This window comes from Mesorhizobium sp. M1A.T.Ca.IN.004.03.1.1 (assembly GCF_003997555.1).
Classification (GTDB): domain Bacteria; phylum Pseudomonadota; class Alphaproteobacteria; order Rhizobiales; family Rhizobiaceae; genus Mesorhizobium.
Genome location: NZ_RZTV01000010.1, coordinates 41,314 through 58,349, shown reverse-complemented (window position 1 = coordinate 58,349; position 17,036 = coordinate 41,314). Strand labels below are relative to the sequence as shown.

17 protein-coding genes and 1 pseudogene are annotated in these 17,036 nt (G+C 62.7%); 3 read left to right on the top strand and 15 right to left on the bottom strand.

Annotated features, from left to right (window positions below):
- Positions 1-18: 18 nt before the first annotated feature.
- The 9 genes from EOD29_RS24865 to EOD29_RS37920 form a co-directional block, all read right to left on the bottom strand.
- On the bottom strand, positions 19-1,410 hold the full coding sequence (locus EOD29_RS24865) for a pyruvate dehydrogenase complex E1 component subunit beta (RefSeq protein ID WP_127248193.1): 1,392 nt from the start codon (positions 1,408-1,410) through the stop codon (positions 19-21).
- 13 nt (positions 1,411-1,423) lie between these two features.
- Positions 1,424-2,470 (bottom strand): pyruvate dehydrogenase (acetyl-transferring) E1 component subunit alpha, encoded by a 1,047-nt coding sequence (gene pdhA / locus EOD29_RS24860; RefSeq protein ID WP_067321386.1) that lies wholly within the window; start codon positions 2,468-2,470, stop codon positions 1,424-1,426.
- Between the two features lie 178 nt (positions 2,471-2,648).
- Positions 2,649-2,972 (bottom strand): septum formation initiator family protein, encoded by a 324-nt coding sequence (locus EOD29_RS24855; RefSeq protein ID WP_066989670.1) that lies wholly within the window; start codon positions 2,970-2,972, stop codon positions 2,649-2,651.
- A gap of 167 nt (positions 2,973-3,139) precedes the next feature.
- Positions 3,140-4,414, bottom strand: a complete 1,275-nt coding sequence (eno, locus tag EOD29_RS24850) for a phosphopyruvate hydratase (RefSeq protein WP_127248192.1) — start codon at positions 4,412-4,414, stop codon at positions 3,140-3,142.
- A gap of 391 nt (positions 4,415-4,805) precedes the next feature.
- Positions 4,806-5,171: a PRC-barrel domain-containing protein gene (locus EOD29_RS24845; RefSeq protein ID WP_066989666.1), complete on the bottom strand. Its 366-nt coding sequence runs from the start codon at positions 5,169-5,171 to the stop codon at positions 4,806-4,808.
- 79 nt (positions 5,172-5,250) lie between these two features.
- Positions 5,251-6,093, bottom strand: a complete 843-nt coding sequence (gene kdsA, locus EOD29_RS24840; RefSeq protein WP_127248191.1) for a 3-deoxy-8-phosphooctulonate synthase — start codon at positions 6,091-6,093, stop codon at positions 5,251-5,253.
- Positions 6,090-6,965, bottom strand: a complete 876-nt coding sequence (locus EOD29_RS24835; RefSeq protein ID WP_067321395.1) for a VOC family protein — start codon at positions 6,963-6,965, stop codon at positions 6,090-6,092. Before EOD29_RS24835 ends, kdsA begins: the two co-directional genes overlap by 4 nt.
- A 70-nt stretch (positions 6,966-7,035) precedes the next feature.
- On the bottom strand, positions 7,036-7,326 hold the full coding sequence (locus tag EOD29_RS24830; protein WP_066989660.1) for a Dabb family protein: 291 nt from the start codon (positions 7,324-7,326) through the stop codon (positions 7,036-7,038).
- Positions 7,327-7,431: 105 nt separating this feature from the next.
- Positions 7,432-7,566, bottom strand: a complete 135-nt coding sequence (locus tag EOD29_RS37920) for a hypothetical protein (protein ID WP_259979787.1) — start codon at positions 7,564-7,566, stop codon at positions 7,432-7,434.
- A 259-nt stretch (positions 7,567-7,825) separates the two neighbouring features.
- On the opposite strand from EOD29_RS37920, the gene EOD29_RS24825 reads away from it, so the two are divergent.
- Positions 7,826-8,122 (top strand): hypothetical protein, encoded by a 297-nt coding sequence (locus EOD29_RS24825; protein WP_095825439.1) that lies wholly within the window; start codon positions 7,826-7,828, stop codon positions 8,120-8,122.
- 29 nt (positions 8,123-8,151) lie between these two features.
- Here EOD29_RS24825 and EOD29_RS24820 read toward each other — a convergent pair.
- A pseudogene (locus tag EOD29_RS24820) lies at positions 8,152-10,126 on the bottom strand (bifunctional 2',3'-cyclic-nucleotide 2'-phosphodiesterase/3'-nucleotidase).
- A 129-nt stretch (positions 10,127-10,255) separates the two neighbouring features.
- A complete protein-coding gene (locus EOD29_RS24815) occupies positions 10,256-11,521 on the bottom strand; it encodes an NAD(P)/FAD-dependent oxidoreductase (RefSeq protein WP_127248190.1) in 1,266 nt (421 codons plus the stop codon).
- A gap of 174 nt (positions 11,522-11,695) precedes the next feature.
- Between EOD29_RS24815 and EOD29_RS24810 the strand changes: the two genes are divergently transcribed.
- Positions 11,696-12,355, top strand: coding sequence for a 5-formyltetrahydrofolate cyclo-ligase (locus EOD29_RS24810; RefSeq protein WP_127248189.1), 660 nt, complete (start codon positions 11,696-11,698; stop codon positions 12,353-12,355).
- Between the two features lie 105 nt (positions 12,356-12,460).
- On the opposite strand, the gene EOD29_RS24805 is transcribed toward EOD29_RS24810, so the two are convergent.
- On the bottom strand, positions 12,461-12,934 hold the full coding sequence (locus tag EOD29_RS24805; protein WP_059188527.1) for an Lrp/AsnC family transcriptional regulator: 474 nt from the start codon (positions 12,932-12,934) through the stop codon (positions 12,461-12,463).
- 213 nt (positions 12,935-13,147) lie between these two features.
- On the opposite strand from EOD29_RS24805, the gene ald reads away from it, so the two are divergent.
- Positions 13,148-14,263, top strand: a complete 1,116-nt coding sequence (gene ald / locus EOD29_RS24800; protein ID WP_067321621.1) for an alanine dehydrogenase — start codon at positions 13,148-13,150, stop codon at positions 14,261-14,263.
- 510 nt (positions 14,264-14,773) lie between these two features.
- Here ald and EOD29_RS24795 read toward each other — a convergent pair.
- The 3 genes from EOD29_RS24795 to sseA form a co-directional block, all read right to left on the bottom strand.
- Complete coding sequence (locus EOD29_RS24795; RefSeq protein ID WP_127248188.1) at positions 14,774-15,241, bottom strand: DUF1203 domain-containing protein; 468 nt, start codon at positions 15,239-15,241, stop codon at positions 14,774-14,776.
- Between the two features lie 370 nt (positions 15,242-15,611).
- The gene (locus tag EOD29_RS24790; RefSeq protein WP_067321624.1) at positions 15,612-16,175 is read right to left on the bottom strand and encodes a GNAT family N-acetyltransferase; all 564 of its coding nucleotides are present in this window, start codon (positions 16,173-16,175) and stop codon (positions 15,612-15,614) included.
- 5 nt (positions 16,176-16,180) lie between these two features.
- Complete coding sequence (gene sseA, locus EOD29_RS24785) at positions 16,181-17,032, bottom strand: 3-mercaptopyruvate sulfurtransferase (RefSeq protein ID WP_127239787.1); 852 nt, start codon at positions 17,030-17,032, stop codon at positions 16,181-16,183.
- Positions 17,033-17,036 lie beyond the last annotated feature (4 nt).

Below are 17,036 nucleotides of genomic sequence, written 5' to 3'. Positions count from 1 at the left end.
GTTGTCCTCCCGACCGGCTCAGCGATAGGTGACGGCTTTGACAGCCTCGACGACCTCGCCGACATTGGGCAACGCCAGCTTTTCGAGGTTCGCCGCGTAAGGCATCGGCACATCCTTGCCGGCGATCGTGATGACCGGCGCATCGAGGAAGTCGAAGACGCGCTGCGAGACTTGGCTGGCGATGTGGTCGCCGACCGAGCTCTGCGGGAAGCCTTCCTCCACCACGACCAGCCGGTTGGTCTTCTTGACCGAAGCGATGATCGTATCGAAGTCGAGCGGACGGACGGTTCTCAAATCGATGATTTCGGCATCAATGCCCATGCCGCGCAGTTCGGCCTCGGCCTTGACCGCATAGGTCATGCCGATGCCAAAGGAGACGATGGTGACGTCCTTGCCCTGCTTGTGGATGCGCGCCTTGCCGATCGGCAGCACGAAATCGTCGAGCTTCGGCACGTCGAAGGATTGGCCGTAGAGAATTTCGTTCTCGAGGAAGATGACCGGGTTCGGATCGCGGATCGCAGCCTTGAGCAGGCCCTTGGCGTCGGCTGCCGTGTAGGGCATCACCACTTTCAGGCCGGGGATATGGCTGTACCAGGCGGCGTAGCACTGCGAGTGCTGGGCGGCGACACGGGCCGCGGCGCCGTTCGGGCCGCGGAAGACGATCGGGGCGCCCATCTGGCCACCGGACATATAGAGCGTCTTGGCGGCCGAGTTGATGATCTGGTCGATCGCCTGCATGGCGAAGTTGAAGGTCATGAACTCGACGATCGGCTTCAGGCCCGCCATCGCCGCGCCCACGCCGACGCCGGCAAAGCCATGCTCGGTGATCGGGGTATCGACAACGCGGCGCGGACCGAACTCCTGCAGCAGGCCTTGCGTGATCTTGTAGGCGCCTTGGTATTCGGCAACTTCCTCGCCCATGACGAAGACATCGCCGTCGCGGCGCATTTCCTCGGCCATCGCGTCACGCAGCGCCTCGCGCACCGTGGTCGAGACCATTTCGGTGCCGGCAGGGATGTCCGGATCGGCCGCGACTTCCGCCTTCGGCGCGGCGGCGACTGGCGCAGCCGCTTCGCTTTTGGCCGCGGCGGGCGCCGGTGCCGGCGCGGCCGCTTCAGCCTTGGGCTCTTCTTCGCCGATGCCTTCGCCGGCCTTGTCGACGTCTTCGCCATCGACCGCAAGCACGGCGATCAGCGCGTTGACCTTGACGCCTTCGGTGCCGGCCGGAACCACGATCTTGGCGAGCGTGCCTTCATCGACGGCTTCGACCTCCATCGTCGCCTTGTCGGTCTCGATCTCGGCAATGACGTCGCCGGCGACGACCTTGTCGCCTTCGTTCTTCAACCACTTGGAAAGATTGCCCTCTTCCATCGTCGGCGAGAGAGCGGGCATGAGAATTTCGATCGGCATGTCCTTGCCCTCCTTAGAGTACGATGTCGGTCCAGAGCTCGGACGGATCCGGCTCGGCGTCGTGCTGGGCAAATTCGGCGGCGTCGGCGACGATGTCGCGGACCTCCTTGTCGATGGCCTTGAGATCGTCTTCGCTCGCCCACCTCTTATCGATCAGGCGCGCCTTGACCTGTTCGATCGGGTCGTGCTCCGAGCGCATCTTCTGCACTTCTTCCTTGGAGCGATACTTCGCCGGGTCGGACATCGAATGCCCGCGATAGCGATAGGTCTGCATCTCGAGGATCAGCGGGCCGTTGCCGGCGCGGCACCATTCGGCGGCGACGTCGCCGGCTGCCTTGACCGCGCGAACGTCCATGCCGTCGACCTGCATGCCGGGAATCTTGAAGGAAGCGCCGCGGTTGGAGAAGTCGGTCTCGGCGGATGAGCGCGACACCGATGTGCCCATGGCGTAGCGATTGTTCTCGATGATGTAGATTACCGGCAGCTTCCACAGCGAGGCCATGTTGAAGCTTTCATAGACCTGGCCCTGGTTGGCGGCGCCGTCGCCGAAATAGGTCAGCGAGACATTCTTGTTGTCGCGGTAGCGGTTGGCGAAGGCCAGGCCTGTGCCCAGCGACACCTGCGCGCCGACGATGCCGTGGCCGCCATAGAAATGCTTCTCCTTGGAGAACATGTGCATGGAGCCGCCCTTGCCTTTCGACAGGCCGCCACGGCGCCCGGTGAGCTCGGCCATGACGCCGCGCGGCGACAGATCCATCGCCAGCATGTGGCCATGGTCGCGATAGGCGGTGATCATCTGGTCGCCCTCGATCAGCGCCATCTTCATGCCGGTAACGACGGCCTCCTGGCCGATATAGAGGTGGCAGAAGCCGCCGATAAAGCCCATGCCGTAAAGCTGGCCCGCCTTCTCCTCGAAGCGGCGAATGAGCAGCATGTGCCGGTAGGCGGAGAGCTCTTCTTCTTTGGTGAAGTCGGCTGGCTTGGGGGTGGAAAGGGCCGACGATTTGCCGTCGGATCTGGATTTGGACTTGGCAGGCGCTTTTCTGGCGGCGGTGGCCATACATCACTCCCTGTTGGCGTCTCTTCGCGGACATTCAAGGGAGAGCGACCCGTCTCCCCACCGATTTGAGCGAGGCTAACACGCAAGAATGCAATGCGCCATGCTGAAAAATGCATGGCTGACATGCATCCTAAGCGATTGGAATCATTGCAAATAAGTTTTATTAACCGAAATTCGGTTATTTTGCCGAAGCCGGCAGCATGATGGTGATTTCGTCCGGATGGGACAGATTGAGCGCCTTTCGGGCCTGCTCGTCAAGCATGTCCTTTTCCAGCGTGCCTTCATGCATGAGCTGGACACGACGTTCGAAGTCGATCCGGCGCGCCTTGACCGCGTCGAGCTGAGTCTGGAGTTCGGCCGCCTGGGCCTGCAGCCGATATTTGGAGTAGATGCCGAACTCACCGTGATAGGCATGGAAGCCGAAATAGGCGAGAAACAGCACGCAGAGCGACGGAACGATCAGCTTGCCGGTGTTTCTCTGCTTGTGCTGACGTGTCCACATGACCCGACCCCTTTCGGCCGCGAGCGCAAGCGGCTGTTCGAGTCTTTTTTCGCCCGATTGTGCTTAATGGACGGTTACGGCTGGCTGGACTGAGACCTGCCGAAACAAAAAGAGGCGGGGAAACCCGCCTCTCCGCCTCTTTCAACAACCAAGACAGTTTGTCCGGATCAGCCCTTGACCACCGACTTGCCGGCGTAGCGCGCCTGCCGGCCGAGCTCTTCCTCGATCCGGATGAGCTGGTTGTACTTGGCCATGCGGTCTGAGCGCGACAGCGAGCCGGTCTTGATCTGCCCGCAGTTGGTGGCGACGGCGAGGTCGGCAATGGTCGAATCCTCGGTCTCGCCCGAGCGGTGCGACATGACGGCGGTGTAGCCGGCCTTGTGCGCGGTCTCGACCGCGTCGAGCGTTTCGGTGAGCGAGCCGATCTGGTTGACCTTGACCAGGATCGAGTTGGCGACGCCCATGCGGATACCGTCGCGCAGTCGCGCCGTGTTGGTGACGAACAGATCGTCGCCGACCAATTGGGTCTTCTTGCCGATCAGATCGGTCAGGTATTTCCAGCCCTCCCAATCGTCCTCGGCAAGGCCGTCCTCGATGGTGACGATCGGATAATCGGAAGCGAGCTTGGCGAGGTATTTGGCCTGCGCCTTCGGATCGCGGGTCTTCTTCTCGCCCTCATAGACGTAGTTGCCGTCCTTGAAGAACTCGGTCGCCGCGCAGTCGAGGCCGAGCGCCACGTCCTCGCCCGGCTTGAAGCCGGCCTTCTCGATCGATTCCATGATGAAATCGAGGGCCGACGGCGCGCTCTTCAGGTTGGAGGCGAAACCGCCCTCGTCGCCGACATTGGTGTTGTGGCCGGCATCCTTCAGCTTCTTCCTCAGCGTATGGAAGATTTCAGAGCCCCAACGCACGCCGTCGCGCAGCGTCGGCGCGCCGACCGGCAGGATCATGAATTCCTGAAAGTCGATCGGGTTGTCGGCATGAGCGCCGCCATTGATGATGTTCATCATCGGCACCGGCAGGATGTGCGCCTTGGCGCCGCCGACATAGCGGTAGAGCGGCAGCCCGGCGGCCTCGGCGGCGGCCTTGGCCACCGCCAGCGACACGCCGAGGATGGCGTTGGCGCCGAGCCGGCTCTTGTTCGGAGTGCCGTCGAGCTCGATCATCGTCTGGTCGATATGGATCTGGTTCTCGGCTTCCATGCCGCCGATCGCCTCGAACAACTCGCCGTTCACGGCCTCGACGGCGCCCTGGACTCCCTTGCCGAGATAGCGCGGCCCGCCGTCGCGCAGCTCGACCGCCTCATGCGCGCCGGTCGAGGCGCCCGACGGAACGGCGGCGCGGCCCATCGAGCCGTCTTCCAGCACCACGTCGACCTCGACGGTCGGATTTCCACGGCTGTCCAGGATTTCACGCCCGACAATGTCGATGATGGCGGTCATTGCGATGTCCCCGATTGATCGATTGAAGCGTCGCGCCCCTCTTAGCCAAAGCCCGGCAAAAGGCAATTGGGCGGTCCGCAATAATTGCAGGCGACAAGATTCACGAAGCGCAAATCTTTGTCATCATTAGTCATGCGCGCGACTCGCCCTTCTGATTTATGGTCGTGTTTGCGCGGGGCGAAACACGAGGAGTTTCGCCATGTCTCAGTTGAGCGGTATCGTGAGTTTGTTCCTGATCGCGGCGGCGTTCCTAACGTCCTGCGACACCCAGAAGCCTCAGCAGAACTCCACGGAGCTATCCACCCTTCGGACCGCTGAATAGGTCCCTCAACGCTCGAAGGCCCCCGGACCCGGGGGCCTTCTCGATTCTGGAAGCAGCCGCTCAGGCCGATCAGTGCCAGTAAGGCTTCACGTGGTAGTATTCGAAGGATGCGTCGCGGGCCGCTTCACCATCGGCGCCGGTCAATTCCTCGATCGAGTAGGCCGGTGCCGCCTTGAGCTGTTCCTTCGTGAAAGGCACGACGTAGCCGCCCATGTTTTCATCATAGTCGAGGCTTGCCCACGGAATGGCGTGATACTTCTCGCCCATGCCGAGGAAGCCGCCGAAGCCGATAACCGCGAACATGATCCCGTTCGACATCTTGTCGAGCATCACGTCCTCAATGCTGCCGATGCTGTCGCCGGCGGTGTTGTAGACCGAGGTGCCGATGACGCGTGAGGCGGCGATGGCTTCGGTGTGGCCAGACGGAGTGGTCATTGTTGTGCTCCTCTCATTTGATTGTCCGTTGTGGACAATGAGGGGAGCGGGCGAAGGTTCCAGATTTTCGGCTGCCCTGCTACGGCCTCTTGGCGATCCGATCGAACGCCATCAGCCTTTCCAGCAATGCGGGAAGATTCTTCAAGGGCACCATGTTGGGGCCGTCCGAGGGGGCGTTGTCCGGATCCTGGTGGGTTTCGATGAACACGCCGGCAACGCCGATCGCCACGGCGGCGCGCGCGAGGGTCTCGACAAAGCGTCGTTCGCCACCGGTCGAGCCGCCCTGCCCGCCCGGCTGCTGCACGGAATGGGTGGCGTCGAAGATCACCGGCGCGCCGATCTCGGCCATGATCGGCAGCGCTCGCATGTCCGACACCAGTGTGTTGTAGCCGAAGGAGGCGCCGCGCTCGGTGACCAGCACGTTGGCGTTGCCGGAACCGGTGACCTTGGCGACGACATTCTTCATGTCCCATGGCGCCAGGAACTGACCCTTCTTGACGTTCACCACCTTGCCGGTGCGCGCCGCCGCAATCAGCAGATCCGTCTGCCGGCTGAGAAAGGCCGGTATCTGCAGCACATCCACATGCGGCGCGACCAATGCGCATTGCTCCTCGGTGTGGACGTCGGTCAGCACCGGCAGTCCGAACTCCTTGCGCAGGTCGTCGAAGATCGGCATCGCCGCCTCGATCCCGGCACCGCGCGCGCCGCCGAGCGAGCTGCGGTTGGCCTTATCGTAGCTCGTCTTGTACACCAGCCCGATACCGAGCCTTGTGGTTAGTTCCTTCAGTGCGCCGGCCATGTCGAAGGCGTGCTGGCGCGACTCGAGTTGACAGGGGCCTGCGATCAGCGACAAGGGCGCATTGTTGGCGAAAACCACCTTGCCGACGCTTACCGCGGCATTGGGCGCAAGGGGCTCGCTCATGGGATCTCCCGAAAGATGAAGGCCGCGCCCTGACCGGGTGCCGGCGGCACGACGACATCGTCGTCGCTCATGTTGTGCTCTATCGCGTTTGCCGCAAGTAGCTGGGTAGCTGCGGCGACGCTGCGAACCGCAAAGATGACGGCCGCAAATCGCAGGTCCGAAGGCTGCCTTGCCGAAGCACCGAACCGTGCGGCAAAAGCGTCGGGCGTCAGAACGGCCAGGGTCGCGTTTGGCAGGTCAGTCCTGTCGCCGTCGCTCGCGTCCTGGCCGGCAGCGATCGATATCAGTCCCCTCTGGCTCGAAGGCTCGTCGCTCACCGCCACGATCTCAACGATGCCGGTCACGCCATTGGCATGTGCCTGCAGTGCGGTGCGGTCGATCTGCGGCGCGTTGATGCGCTGGCAGGCGAACAGGAAGGCGTCCGGTGCTTTTCTATCGGCCGCGAATGCCAGTTTGAACGATGCCGTGTCGCTTTTGCCCGTGGTGTCGGTGAAGGCGCGCGAAAAGCTCAACATGTTGCCAGCCGACAGCCCCGCTTCGACATAGCGCGCGTGGTCGGCATCTGCATCGGCGGTCCCGAAGACGACCGCGGAGAAGCCCTCGTCGTCAAGCCTGCTGCGGTAAAGGCGGTCGCGCGCGACGAAGACGTTGCCTTCGCCCATCGCCCGATCGGCCGTTTTGTCATCGCCGACGGCCAGCGGTTCCAGATAGGTGCCGTCGGTGAAGAAGACACAAGCGTTCTCGGTCCCGAAAGGATGGACGCCGGTCGGGGCGACGACGAAGCCGAGCGACGAGAGGCGCTGCCTTGCAATGTGGAGGCTCCGCGTGGGCAGAACGAGATGGTCGAGCGGATGGGGCGGAGTTTTCGTCATGCCGGCGCGGTGTGCACCATTGCGGAAATCGGTTCAAGGCCTGGCGTCCAAGGCGAGCGGACGGCGCGGCTCAGGCGGCGGCCACGACGTCGGCCGAATAACGCAGCTCGCGCAACGGTTTAACCCTGCCTGTCGTCTCCGCATAGATCGGATGCGCCCTGTATGCTGCGAGCGCTGCCTCGTCCTCGAATTCGGCATAGACGACCACGTCGATCGCGTTTGAGAACAGATCGACCTTGGTATTGAGCGTCACCTCGAAGTGTTTCGAATGGGGAATCTTGCCCAGTTCCTGCAGCCCTGACCGGACGGCCTCCACATCCTCCTTGCGCCGCACGCTGAAGAAAACGATGTGCCGGATCAAACCCAGCCTCCTTGATCGACGGATGAACGCGTTTTGTGGGAGCAAGGCCGTCGCGTCAACCGGCAACGATGTCGCGCCCGCTATTTGAGCGGCAGCGTCGGGGCCTCAGGCAGCGCCGGTGACGTAACGCACGATGCGCGACATCTCCCTGACGGTCGCGTCGAGATATTGGCCCTGGTTGTAGAGGCCGTCCCAGATCAGGAAGAACGTGATGGCGACGATAACGATCACATAACGCATGGCTAAAGCTAGCGTATGTCCCCAAACCGAACCAGAGCGCCTTCACGGCAATCGTTCCAATTCACTGCTTTGTAATCGACGCACCTTTCCGGCGTCATGGGACCCAGCGCCGGCTACCTGGAGAGCTGCGGTGCGAGCACAAATGTCTCATGCGAACATGATGCAACCGCGATCGGACATCCGGCATTTTTCCGGCTGTCCGGCGCCGTCACTGCATCCTCGGGCGAGCGCCGAGCGTCGTTCGCAACAGGAGGCTTCCTTGAACCGCACCGTAGCCGTCGCCGTGCTGCTGCTTGCCGTGATCTCGGCAAGTGCCGCTGAAGCAAAAGTATCCTTGCCCACAGTCACCAATGACCCGCTGGGCGCGCTGACTGCCCCGACGCTGACACCGGGGGCCAGCGACCTTGTCAACAACACGCCGACATCGACCATCCAGGAGATTCGCCACCCGAGAGGAATGGCGCCGCTGACCGTGCCCAGCGATCCGCTCGGCACGTCGATCCAGCCGGCCTTCCCCGGGCCGCTCACCACGCCCGCGACCACCCCTTCGCCTTAGCCAAATCAGGCCGGCCCGGCCGCGCAACATCAAAGGGTAATGCGGTATTTGGCAAACCCCGCCTCACCCTCGCCCGCCGGCTCGATCTTCAGCGACTTCACCTGACCGATGAAATCCTTGGCCCTGGGTCCGGTCTCGAAGACAACGCTGGTTCCAGGCAGCGGCGCGAACGACCAGTTGTCGTCCGCCGACGGATTGATCGTGCCCTCGCTGATGACGTAGCGCACGATCACGTCGCGGTTGGTGTCCGGCGCCTCATAGATGATCTTCGAAGCATTGATATCGGGGAAATTGCCGCCGCCGCCAGCGCGGTAGTTGTTGGTGGCAACCACGAATTTCGCTGCCGGATCGAGCGGCTTGCCGCCGAATTTAAGATCGACGATGCGGCTGGAGCCGGCATTGGCGACGGCGCCCTTCGTATCGTATTTCGGTGGCTGCGACAGGTCGATCTTGTAGGTGATGCCATCGATGACGTCGAAATTGTAGGAGGGGAACTCGGTGTTGATCAGCGGCTGATCCGCCTTCCCGGGCTCGATCCTGTTGAAGATGCCGGCCGACATCTCCAGCCATTCCTTGACTTGCGAGCCGGTGATTTCGACCGCGCGCACGGTGTTCGGATAAAGATAGAGATCGGCGACGTTCTTGATGGCGATATCGCCGACAGGGACGTCGGTAAAGTAGTCGGCGCCGTTGCGGCCGCCTGCCTTGAACGGTGCCGCCGCAGAGAGGAGTGGCACGTCCTTCCACTCTGTGCTCTTCAGAATATCCTTGAGATACCAGCTCTGCGCCTGATTGACGATCTGCACCGATGGATCGTCGGCGACCAAAGCGAAATAGGAATAGAGCGGCGCGGACGTCTTGCCGACGGGGCGGCGGACATAGGCGAGCGTCGCCTCGTGATCCTGCTCGAGCGCCGCGATGATGCGCTTGTCGTCGCCGACCGTAGCCTTGTTCTTGCTGTCGACCCGCTCATAGATCGGCCGCGCCTCGGAGGTGGCCGAGACGACGCGCCATTTCGAGCCGTCGCGCTCAAGAAGCAGGTCGATCAGGCCCATATGCGAGCCCCAGAAGCCGCCCATCACCGCCGGCTTGCCCTGCAGAGTGCCTTTTTCGGTGTCGACGCCTTCCAGCGCCTGGAAATCCTTCTTGCCGGGGAAGACGAGATGCTGGTGCCCGGTGAAGACCGCGTCGATGCCTTCGACGCCGGCGACGAAGAAGGAGGCGTTCTCCATCATTTCGCCCTGCTTGATATCGATGCCGGAATGCGAAAGCGCAATGACGATGTCGGCGCCCTCCTCGCGGATTTGCGGTACCCAGGCCTTGGCCGCCTGGACAATGTCGCGGGTCTGGACGTTGCCTTCCAGGTTTTTCAGGTCCCAGACCATGATCTGCGGCGGCACGAAACCGATCACCCCGATCTTGATCGGCTGCTCGGCGCCGGAACTGTCCTTGATCTTCTTGTCGAGGATGACATAGGGCTTGAGGTAGAGCTTGTCGTCGCGCGGGTTCGTGGCGAGCGTCGTGCCCCGGATCAGGTTGGCGCACACGAAGGGGAAATTGGCGCCGGCCAACACCTTGTCCATGAAGGACAGGCCGTAGTTGAATTCGTGGTTGCCGGGCGTCGAGCATTCATAGCCGAGCAGGTTCATGCCCTTCATGATCGGATGCAGGTCGCCGTCCTTCATGCCCTTTTTCATAGGCGATGTAGTCGCCCATCGGATTGCCCTGTAACAGGTCGCCATTGTCGATCAGCATCGCATTGGTGGCCTGCTTGCGCACCCCGTCGATCAGCGAGGCCGTGCGCGACAGGCCCATCGTGTCGTTCGCTTTGTCGGCGTAATAGTCATAGGGCAGCAAATTCACATGGATGTCGGTCGTCTCCATGATCCTCAGATGCGCCTGATTGGCTGCGGCCCGGGCGGAGAACGGATGCAGCATGATCAGCGCTCCGCTGGCGGCGGCTCCGGCCAGGAATTCGCGGCGAGAGACGGGCAAAAGTGACATTGTTTTCCTCCTCTTAGACAACGCGACATGCCCTGCCCCTCAATCGGAACATGCCGCCGAAGGCATTTCGAGTCCATGTCTGTTGGATGTCTGTTGATCACGACACGGTGACGCGTCGATGAAAAGCAATCAGCTCTTGTCGTCGTCACCCTGAGTGATCAGGCGCGCGCTGCGCTGTCCGGTAAAATATATCCATAGCCAGCTGAGCGACACTGCGAGCCGATTGCGGAAATCGATCAGGAAATAAATGTGCGCTATCCCCCAGAGCCACCATGCGAGCCAGCCGGTGAGCTTGATCCAGCCGAAATCGATGGCGGCCGCGCGTTTGCCGATCGTCGCCAGGTCGCCGGCATGCTTGTAGCGGAAAGGGCGTGGCGTTGCGTCGCCATCGAGCCTCGCTTTGATCGTTGCAGCAACATGCCTGCCCTCCTGCTTGGCGGACGGCGCCACGCCCGGTACCGGCTTGCCGTCCGGTCGCAGCAGATGTGCCGTATCGCCGATAACAAATATCTCCGGGCTGCCCGGCACGGTGAGATCGGGCTCGACCAGCACCCTGCCCGCCCGGTCGGCGGGCGCTCCCAGCCATTCCGCCGCAGGCGAAGCGGCGACGCCGGCTGCCCATAAAATCGTCTTTGCCGGCAGGTAGGTATCGCCAAAGACGACGCCCTCGGCATCCAACTGCGTGACGGCACGGCCAAGCTCGACCGTCACGCCAAGCCGCTCCAGCGCTTTTTGAGCATAGGCCGAGAGCTCCGGTGCGAAATTGGCGAGCACACGGTCACCGGCTTCGATCAGCACAACGCGCGCCTGCCGCGTGTCGATATTGCGGAATTCGCCGCGCAGCGTGTCCTGCGCAAGCTCTGCAATGGTGCCGGCAAGCTCCACGCCGGTCGGTCCGCCGCCAACGATGACCAGCGTCAGCAATGCCTGGCGCCTGGCGGGATCGGTCTCGCGCTCGGCTTGCTCGAAGGCGAGCAGGATGCGGCGCCGGATGGTGGTGGCATCTTCCAGCGTCTTCAGCCCGGGCGCGAATGGCTCCCATTCGTCATGGCCGAAATAGGCGTGGCGCGCGCCGGTGGCGAGCACTAGCGTGTCGTAGCCGACTGCGCTCCCGTCATCGAGCAGCACGCGGTTGCCTGCGCGGTCAACACCGATGACCGTACCCAGAAGCGTCGTCACGTCCTTGCGCTTGCGTAACAGATGACGGATCGGCCAGGCGATCTCGGAGGTCGCCAGCGCGGTGGTCGCCACCTGGTAGAGCAGCGGCTGGAACAAGTGGTGATTGCGCTTGTCGATCATGGTGATGCGCACCGGTGCGCCGGCCAGCGCGCGGGTAAGTTCGAGACCGCCGAACCCGGCGCCGACGATCACGACATGATGCTTGGCTTCGTCCATTTTCAGCCACCTCGCCCAAAGCAACCCGATTGCCTAGATGTAAGCATTTTTGTGCACCGCAACAACGCCGCCGCTGGCCATGTCATTGCCTGGGAGTCGTCGTCCGGTGTCGTGTACGCGCATGTCGCCCCGGAACGCCCGGTATAGCGTGGAGCAGAACGATAGGAGTGAAGCATGTCTGACAATCGCGATGACGACGGCCCGGCCCAATACGCTTCACCGCCTTGTTTCATGCATGAGCTCGACCCGGCCTATCAGATGCCGCTGTCCGACTGGACCGATGTCCGGCGCTGGCGCAAGGCGGAGCGTGAGCGGCTGATCGGGGCGCGGCTTGCGGTTTCCGCCGATGCACGCGCGGCAATGTCACAGCGGATTGCCGAGGGCCTCGATACGCTGGTCGGCAACGTTGCCGGCCTTTTGGTCAGCCTCTACTGGCCGTTCCGCGGCGAGCCGGACCTGCGCGGCTTTATGGCGTCGATCAATGCGCGCGGCGGCCGCACCGCGCTGCCCGTCGTCATCGAGAAGGGCCAGCCTTTGGTGTTCCGCGCCTACGCGCCGGGCGACCGGCTGGAGAAAGGCGTCTGGAACATCCCGATCCCGGCCGAGGGTGATCCTGTCCTGCCCGATATCGTGATCTCGCCTGTGGTCGGCATCGATCCCAGCAACTACCGGCTGGGCTATGGCGGCGGTTTCTACGATCGTACACTTGCTGCCATGCCGTTCAGGCCGCTGGTGATCGGCGTCGGCTACGAATTGCAGCGCATTCCCACCATCTATCCGCAACCGCACGACATCCCGATGACCAAGGTGGTCACCGAGGCGGCCGGAGCCTAAGGCAGTTCCACGAAAAGAGTGTAGCGGTTTCCGTCCGCAATTGCGCAAAGCAAAGACATTGAGCGGTTCGGGTTCCGGTGGAACGCTGAAACGCTCTGACCTCAGCTAGGCCATTTCCGGCCTCAACCCCACCGCTGTCCTGTCGACGATCTCGCGCAGGGCGAAGGATGAGTTGATCTTCGTCACATGCGGCATCGCCGACAGCCATTCCTTGTGGATACGCTCATAGTCGGCAAGGTCCTTGGCCGCTATACGCAGGATATAGTCGTATTCGCCCGACATCAGATGGCAGGAAAGCACGTTCGGGCAGCGTTTGATCGCCGCTTCGAAATCGGACAGCGTCTTCTCGAACTGCCCCGACAGCGATATATGCACGATCGCCGTCATCTGATGGCCGAGCGCTGCATTCGACAGTCGCGCGTGATAGCCGCGGATGGTTCCGGATTTCTCCAGATTGTCTAGGCGCCTGGAGCAGGCCGACTGCGACAGCCCAACCTTTTCGGCAAGCGCTGCATTGGGGATCCGGCCATCCTTCTGTAAAGTCTCCAGAATGGCGATATCGATCCTGTCGAGCGGCATTTTTCGAGATTCCTGCGAATATTCCGGCTTTTTGCGCAACGATTATCGAAGACCGGACGCTGCCGCAAGTGCATTCGCAAACACATGCGGAACGATTCATGCTTCACTGCGCCTCATGCATGTCGCCCTAAAACTGCGCGGCGGTTTGGGATTGGCGGCATGCCCGGAAATGTCAGGGAGAGCGCCCTTTCAAGGGCCGGACAGGAGAAGAAGATGCGCGTCGGCTGCCCCAAGGAAATCAAGAACCATGAATACCGTGTCGGTCTGACGCCCGGCTCTGTCCGCGAATATGTCGCGCACGGTCACGAAGTGCTTGTCGAGGCTGGCGCCGGCGCCGGAATAGGCGCCGACGATAACGCCTATCGCGCCGCCGGCGCCACGATCGCCAAGACGGCCGCCGACGTGTTCGCCAAGTCGGACATGATCGTCAAGGTCAAGGAGCCGCAGCCCAACGAATGGGTGCAGCTGCGCGACGGCCAGATCCTCTACACCTACCTCCACCTCGCCCCGGATCCGGAGCAGACCAAGGGCCTGCTCGCTTCGGGCGTCACGGCGATCGCCTATGAGACGGTCACCGACGACCGTGGCGGTCTTCCCCTGCTCGCACCGATGTCGGAAGTCGCCGGCCGCCTGTCGATCCAGGCCGGCGCGACCGCGCTGCAGAAGGCCAATGGCGGCCGCGGCGTGCTGCTCGGCGGCGTTCCCGGCGTTTTGCCAGGCAAGGTCACCGTGCTCGGCGGCGGCGTCGTCGGCCTGCACGCTGCCAAGATGGCTGCCGGCCTCGGCGCCGACGTCACCATCATCGACCGCTCGATCCCGCGCCTGCGCCAGCTCGACGACATTTTTGGCGGCCGTGTCCATACCCGCTACTCGACCGTCGAGGCGCTCGAAGACGAGTGCTTCTCGGCTGACATCGTCGTCGGCGCCGTGCTGATCCCGGGCGCTGCCGCACCCAAGCTGGTCACCCGCGAAATGCTCTCCGGCATGAAGAAGGGCTCGGTGCTCGTCGACGTCGCCATCGACCAGGGCGGCTGCTTCGAGACCTCGCACGCCACGACCCATGCCGACCCGACCTATGAGGTCGACGGCGTGATCCACTACTGCGTCGCCAACATGCCGGGCGCGGTTCCGGTTACCTCGGCACACGCGCTGAACAACGCCACCCTGCATCACGGCCTGCAGCTCGCCGACAAGGGCCTGAAGGCGCTGGTCGACGACCATCACCTGCGCAACGGCCTCAATGTCCACAAGGGCAAGATCACCAATCGTGCCGTCGCCGAAGCGCTGGGTTACGAGATGGTCGAACCGAAGGCGGTGCTGGCCGCCTGAAACTATTTGTCACGCAATTCCGGACGGTACCGCTGCTACAGACCTTTCCTGGAATTGCCCTCGATAAAAGCTTCCTTCTGTCGCCCGCCGGTTCTTCCGGCGGGCGTTTTTTTATCGTGTTTCCAACCGGTCCTTTGCGCGAAGAGTCCGGGCAACAAAAAAGCGGAGCCAGAGCCCCGCTTCCTCGATGTTGCGATGTGCCGCCGGTTCATCCGCGGTCGGCCATCGATCAACGACTGCCCTTCTAGCGCGGTTATGCGACGGGAGTACGACAGTTTGCGGGGGCATGCGGGCCGCCGCTTAGCCATGCGAGCGAATCCGGTGCCTCTTGTGTGAAATGCTTCACATTCGGGACCCGAGAAACCTGCCTAGAGAGGTTTCGCTACCTGATGGCTACGGTCGCCCTCGGTTCCGGTGAAAACCGGCCCCGCCGGCGGCTCGGGCCGAAGGCTTCTGTCACAGACTTCCAACGGCCCGCCAGGCCACCGGCGGGCATTTTTTTGCCGGCGATCAAGCTCGTTCGATGCGGCACTGGTAGCAATTGTTCCGTGCCGAGCGGACGTGAATGTAGGCTATGTCGTCGCGCTCGAACAAAGTCTCGGCGCGGGCCGCGATATCGCCAGTCGGGACGACGGCGCCGCTGCCGTAGACGATGCGGTCGTCCTTGCCATAACCGCGCACTATGTAGTCGCTGCTTTGGAGCATCTCGGGCAGTGCATCCGCCTCCGCGGGGCGTTGGCATTCGTCCGCATGCAGGAAGATCGGTCCGGTCTCCGCGTAAGGCTGAAGCTCCGGGAACGGCCGGTAGGCGAGGATGAGATAGCTATCGCCGGTTGCGACGTTCTTCATACAATGCCGGCACGGCACGCCATCGCCGTCCGAAATACTTCGCTCTGGCGTGTGGCCGTAAGCGTCGGGCCCTCCCCGCTGTAAGGCGCGCACGGCTTCGGTCGGCAGGGCTTTGAACTGGATGCTCATGGCAAAATTCTCCGGTGTCCTTGGCCGGAAACTATGCCGAGCCGACAGCGTCTCCCACCCGATTCCTGCCAAGCGCTTCGTGCGTCGCTCGAAGCGCAGTATCGAATTACGAACCCGAAATCACGATACTAGACTTATCGGACTCGCCATGGACCGCGCTCCGCGCCATGATGATCGCAGAAGAAGGGTGCGGCGCGCGGCCGGCTGAGGTCGGGCGATGATCCGAGCATGATACGGCCCGCAGCGACGATCCGGACGACCAAGGCGCCCCGCTGGGCTTGCATCGACACGTCGCTGCCGACCTTCGAGGGCCAGCCGCCGGTTGCGTAAGCGGCGTCGAGGCAGCCGACTGCGCCGCGCTTCCCCTTAGCTACGGCCGCATGACGCTTGCGGAGCGCTCGGCGAAGGTCAGCGGATGCACGACCTCTTTCTTCTGCGCAACCGGCGTAAAGCCAAGCTTCTGGTAAAGCGGCAGCGCCGCCGGGTGGTCGAGCGTGCAGGTCTGCACGGTGATGCGCTTCGGCCCATACGACCATGCAGCCGAGATGGCCGCTCCCAGGAACCAGCGGCCGATACCCTGGCCGTGAGCATGTTCCATCATCCCGAAATAGGCGAGTTCCACTTCCTCGGGCAGATGCGGCTTGAGGTCGAAGAAGCCGGCGGGAGAGCCGTCGAGGTAGAGCACGCTGATGTCGCGGTCCTCACGATGCAGGCCGGCGGCCAGTTCCTCGTCGCTCAGTCTAAGCACGTTGACCCAGTGCCATTTGCGCCCGACGCGATCCATCAGGTAGCGGTAGAAATGCAGCGGAATGTCCTTGGTCCTCAGCAAGGCGATCTGCCGGTTGTAGGGCAGCGGGGGAGATGAAGCCGGCGGTGCGTGCATTTCGAGGAATGTGACCGTGACATCGATATCCTTCGGTCCACCGTTTTCCATCGCCGTCATTCCTTGCCCGTCACCACGGGCGTGTCGCTCAGCCCACCCCATTCGGTCCATGAGCCGTCGTACAGCCTGTTGTCGGTATGGCCAAGCGTCTCCAGCGCCAACGTGATCGCCGCCGCGGTGATGCCAGATCCGCACGAGGTGACGACCGGCTTTGTAAGATCGATGCCGGCCTCCTCAATGACCATGCGCAAGCGGTCCTTGGGTAGCAGTTCGCCATTCTCGGCAAGCGCGGCAACCGGAACATTGCGAGCGCCCGGCATATGGCCGGAACGGACGCCGGGACGCGGTTCGGGATCGGTGCCGGCGAAACGCCCGGGTGAGCGCGCATCGGCGATCTGGCTTTCTCCGCTTCCAACGATCCGGCGCATTTCGTCGAGGCTGACAACCCGGCTTGCATCGAAATCGGCATAAAAGACGCAAGGTGCGATCCGGGTCTGCTCCGCCGTTACCGGCCGCCCTTCCGCCTTCCAGCGGTCGAAGCCGCCATTCAGGATATAGACCTGGAAGACGCCCATGACGCGGAACATCCACCAGGCGCGCGGCGCCGAGAAATAGCCTGGACCGTCATAGATCACGATCGTGTCGTCGGCCGAAACGCCCATCGAGCCGACATATTGCGCGAAATATTGGGGCGACGCCAATGTGTGCGGCAGCTTGGAATCCGGGTCCGAGACGGCGTCCTGATCGAGGAAGCGCGCAGCTGGAATATGGGCGTCGTCATACTCGGCGCGGGCGTCGCGTTTCTGCGCCGGCAGGTACCAGGACGCGTCAATGATGGTCAGTCCTGGCGTTCCCAACCGCTTCTCGAGCCAATCCGCGTCGACGATGAATGGGCTGTCTTCGGCCATTTTT

What these genes read in the sequence shown, in the direction of transcription:
- EOD29_RS24865 (WP_127248193.1), bottom strand. Translation starts at nt 1,410, where the DNA reads ATGCCGATCGAAATTCTCATGCCCGCTCTCTCGCCGACGATGGAAGAG.
- pdhA (WP_067321386.1), bottom strand. Translation starts at nt 2,470, where the DNA reads ATGGCCACCGCCGCCAGAAAAGCGCCTGCCAAGTCCAAATCCAGATCC.
- EOD29_RS24855 (WP_066989670.1), bottom strand. Translation starts at nt 2,972, where the DNA reads ATGTGGACACGTCAGCACAAGCAGAGAAACACCGGCAAGCTGATCGTT.
- eno (WP_127248192.1), bottom strand. Translation starts at nt 4,414, where the DNA reads ATGACCGCCATCATCGACATTGTCGGGCGTGAAATCCTGGACAGCCGT.
- EOD29_RS24845 (WP_066989666.1), bottom strand. Translation starts at nt 5,171, where the DNA reads ATGACCACTCCGTCTGGCCACACCGAAGCCATCGCCGCCTCACGCGTC.
- kdsA (WP_127248191.1), bottom strand. Translation starts at nt 6,093, where the DNA reads ATGAGCGAGCCCCTTGCGCCCAATGCCGCGGTAAGCGTCGGCAAGGTG.
- EOD29_RS24835 (WP_067321395.1), bottom strand. Translation starts at nt 6,965, where the DNA reads ATGACGAAAACTCCGCCCCATCCGCTCGACCATCTCGTTCTGCCCACG.
- EOD29_RS37920 (WP_259979787.1), bottom strand. Translation starts at nt 7,566, where the DNA reads ATGCGTTATGTGATCGTTATCGTCGCCATCACGTTCTTCCTGATCTGG.
- EOD29_RS24815 (WP_127248190.1), bottom strand. Translation starts at nt 11,521, where the DNA reads ATGGACGAAGCCAAGCATCATGTCGTGATCGTCGGCGCCGGGTTCGGC.
- EOD29_RS24810 (WP_127248189.1), top strand. Translation starts at nt 11,696, where the DNA reads ATGTCTGACAATCGCGATGACGACGGCCCGGCCCAATACGCTTCACCG.
- EOD29_RS24805 (WP_059188527.1), bottom strand. Translation starts at nt 12,934, where the DNA reads ATGCCGCTCGACAGGATCGATATCGCCATTCTGGAGACTTTACAGAAG.
- ald (WP_067321621.1), top strand. Translation starts at nt 13,148, where the DNA reads ATGCGCGTCGGCTGCCCCAAGGAAATCAAGAACCATGAATACCGTGTC.
- EOD29_RS24795 (WP_127248188.1), bottom strand. Translation starts at nt 15,241, where the DNA reads ATGAGCATCCAGTTCAAAGCCCTGCCGACCGAAGCCGTGCGCGCCTTA.
- EOD29_RS24790 (WP_067321624.1), bottom strand. Translation starts at nt 16,175, where the DNA reads ATGGAAAACGGTGGACCGAAGGATATCGATGTCACGGTCACATTCCTC.
- sseA (WP_127239787.1), bottom strand. Translation starts at nt 17,032, where the DNA reads ATGGCCGAAGACAGCCCATTCATCGTCGACGCGGATTGGCTCGAGAAG.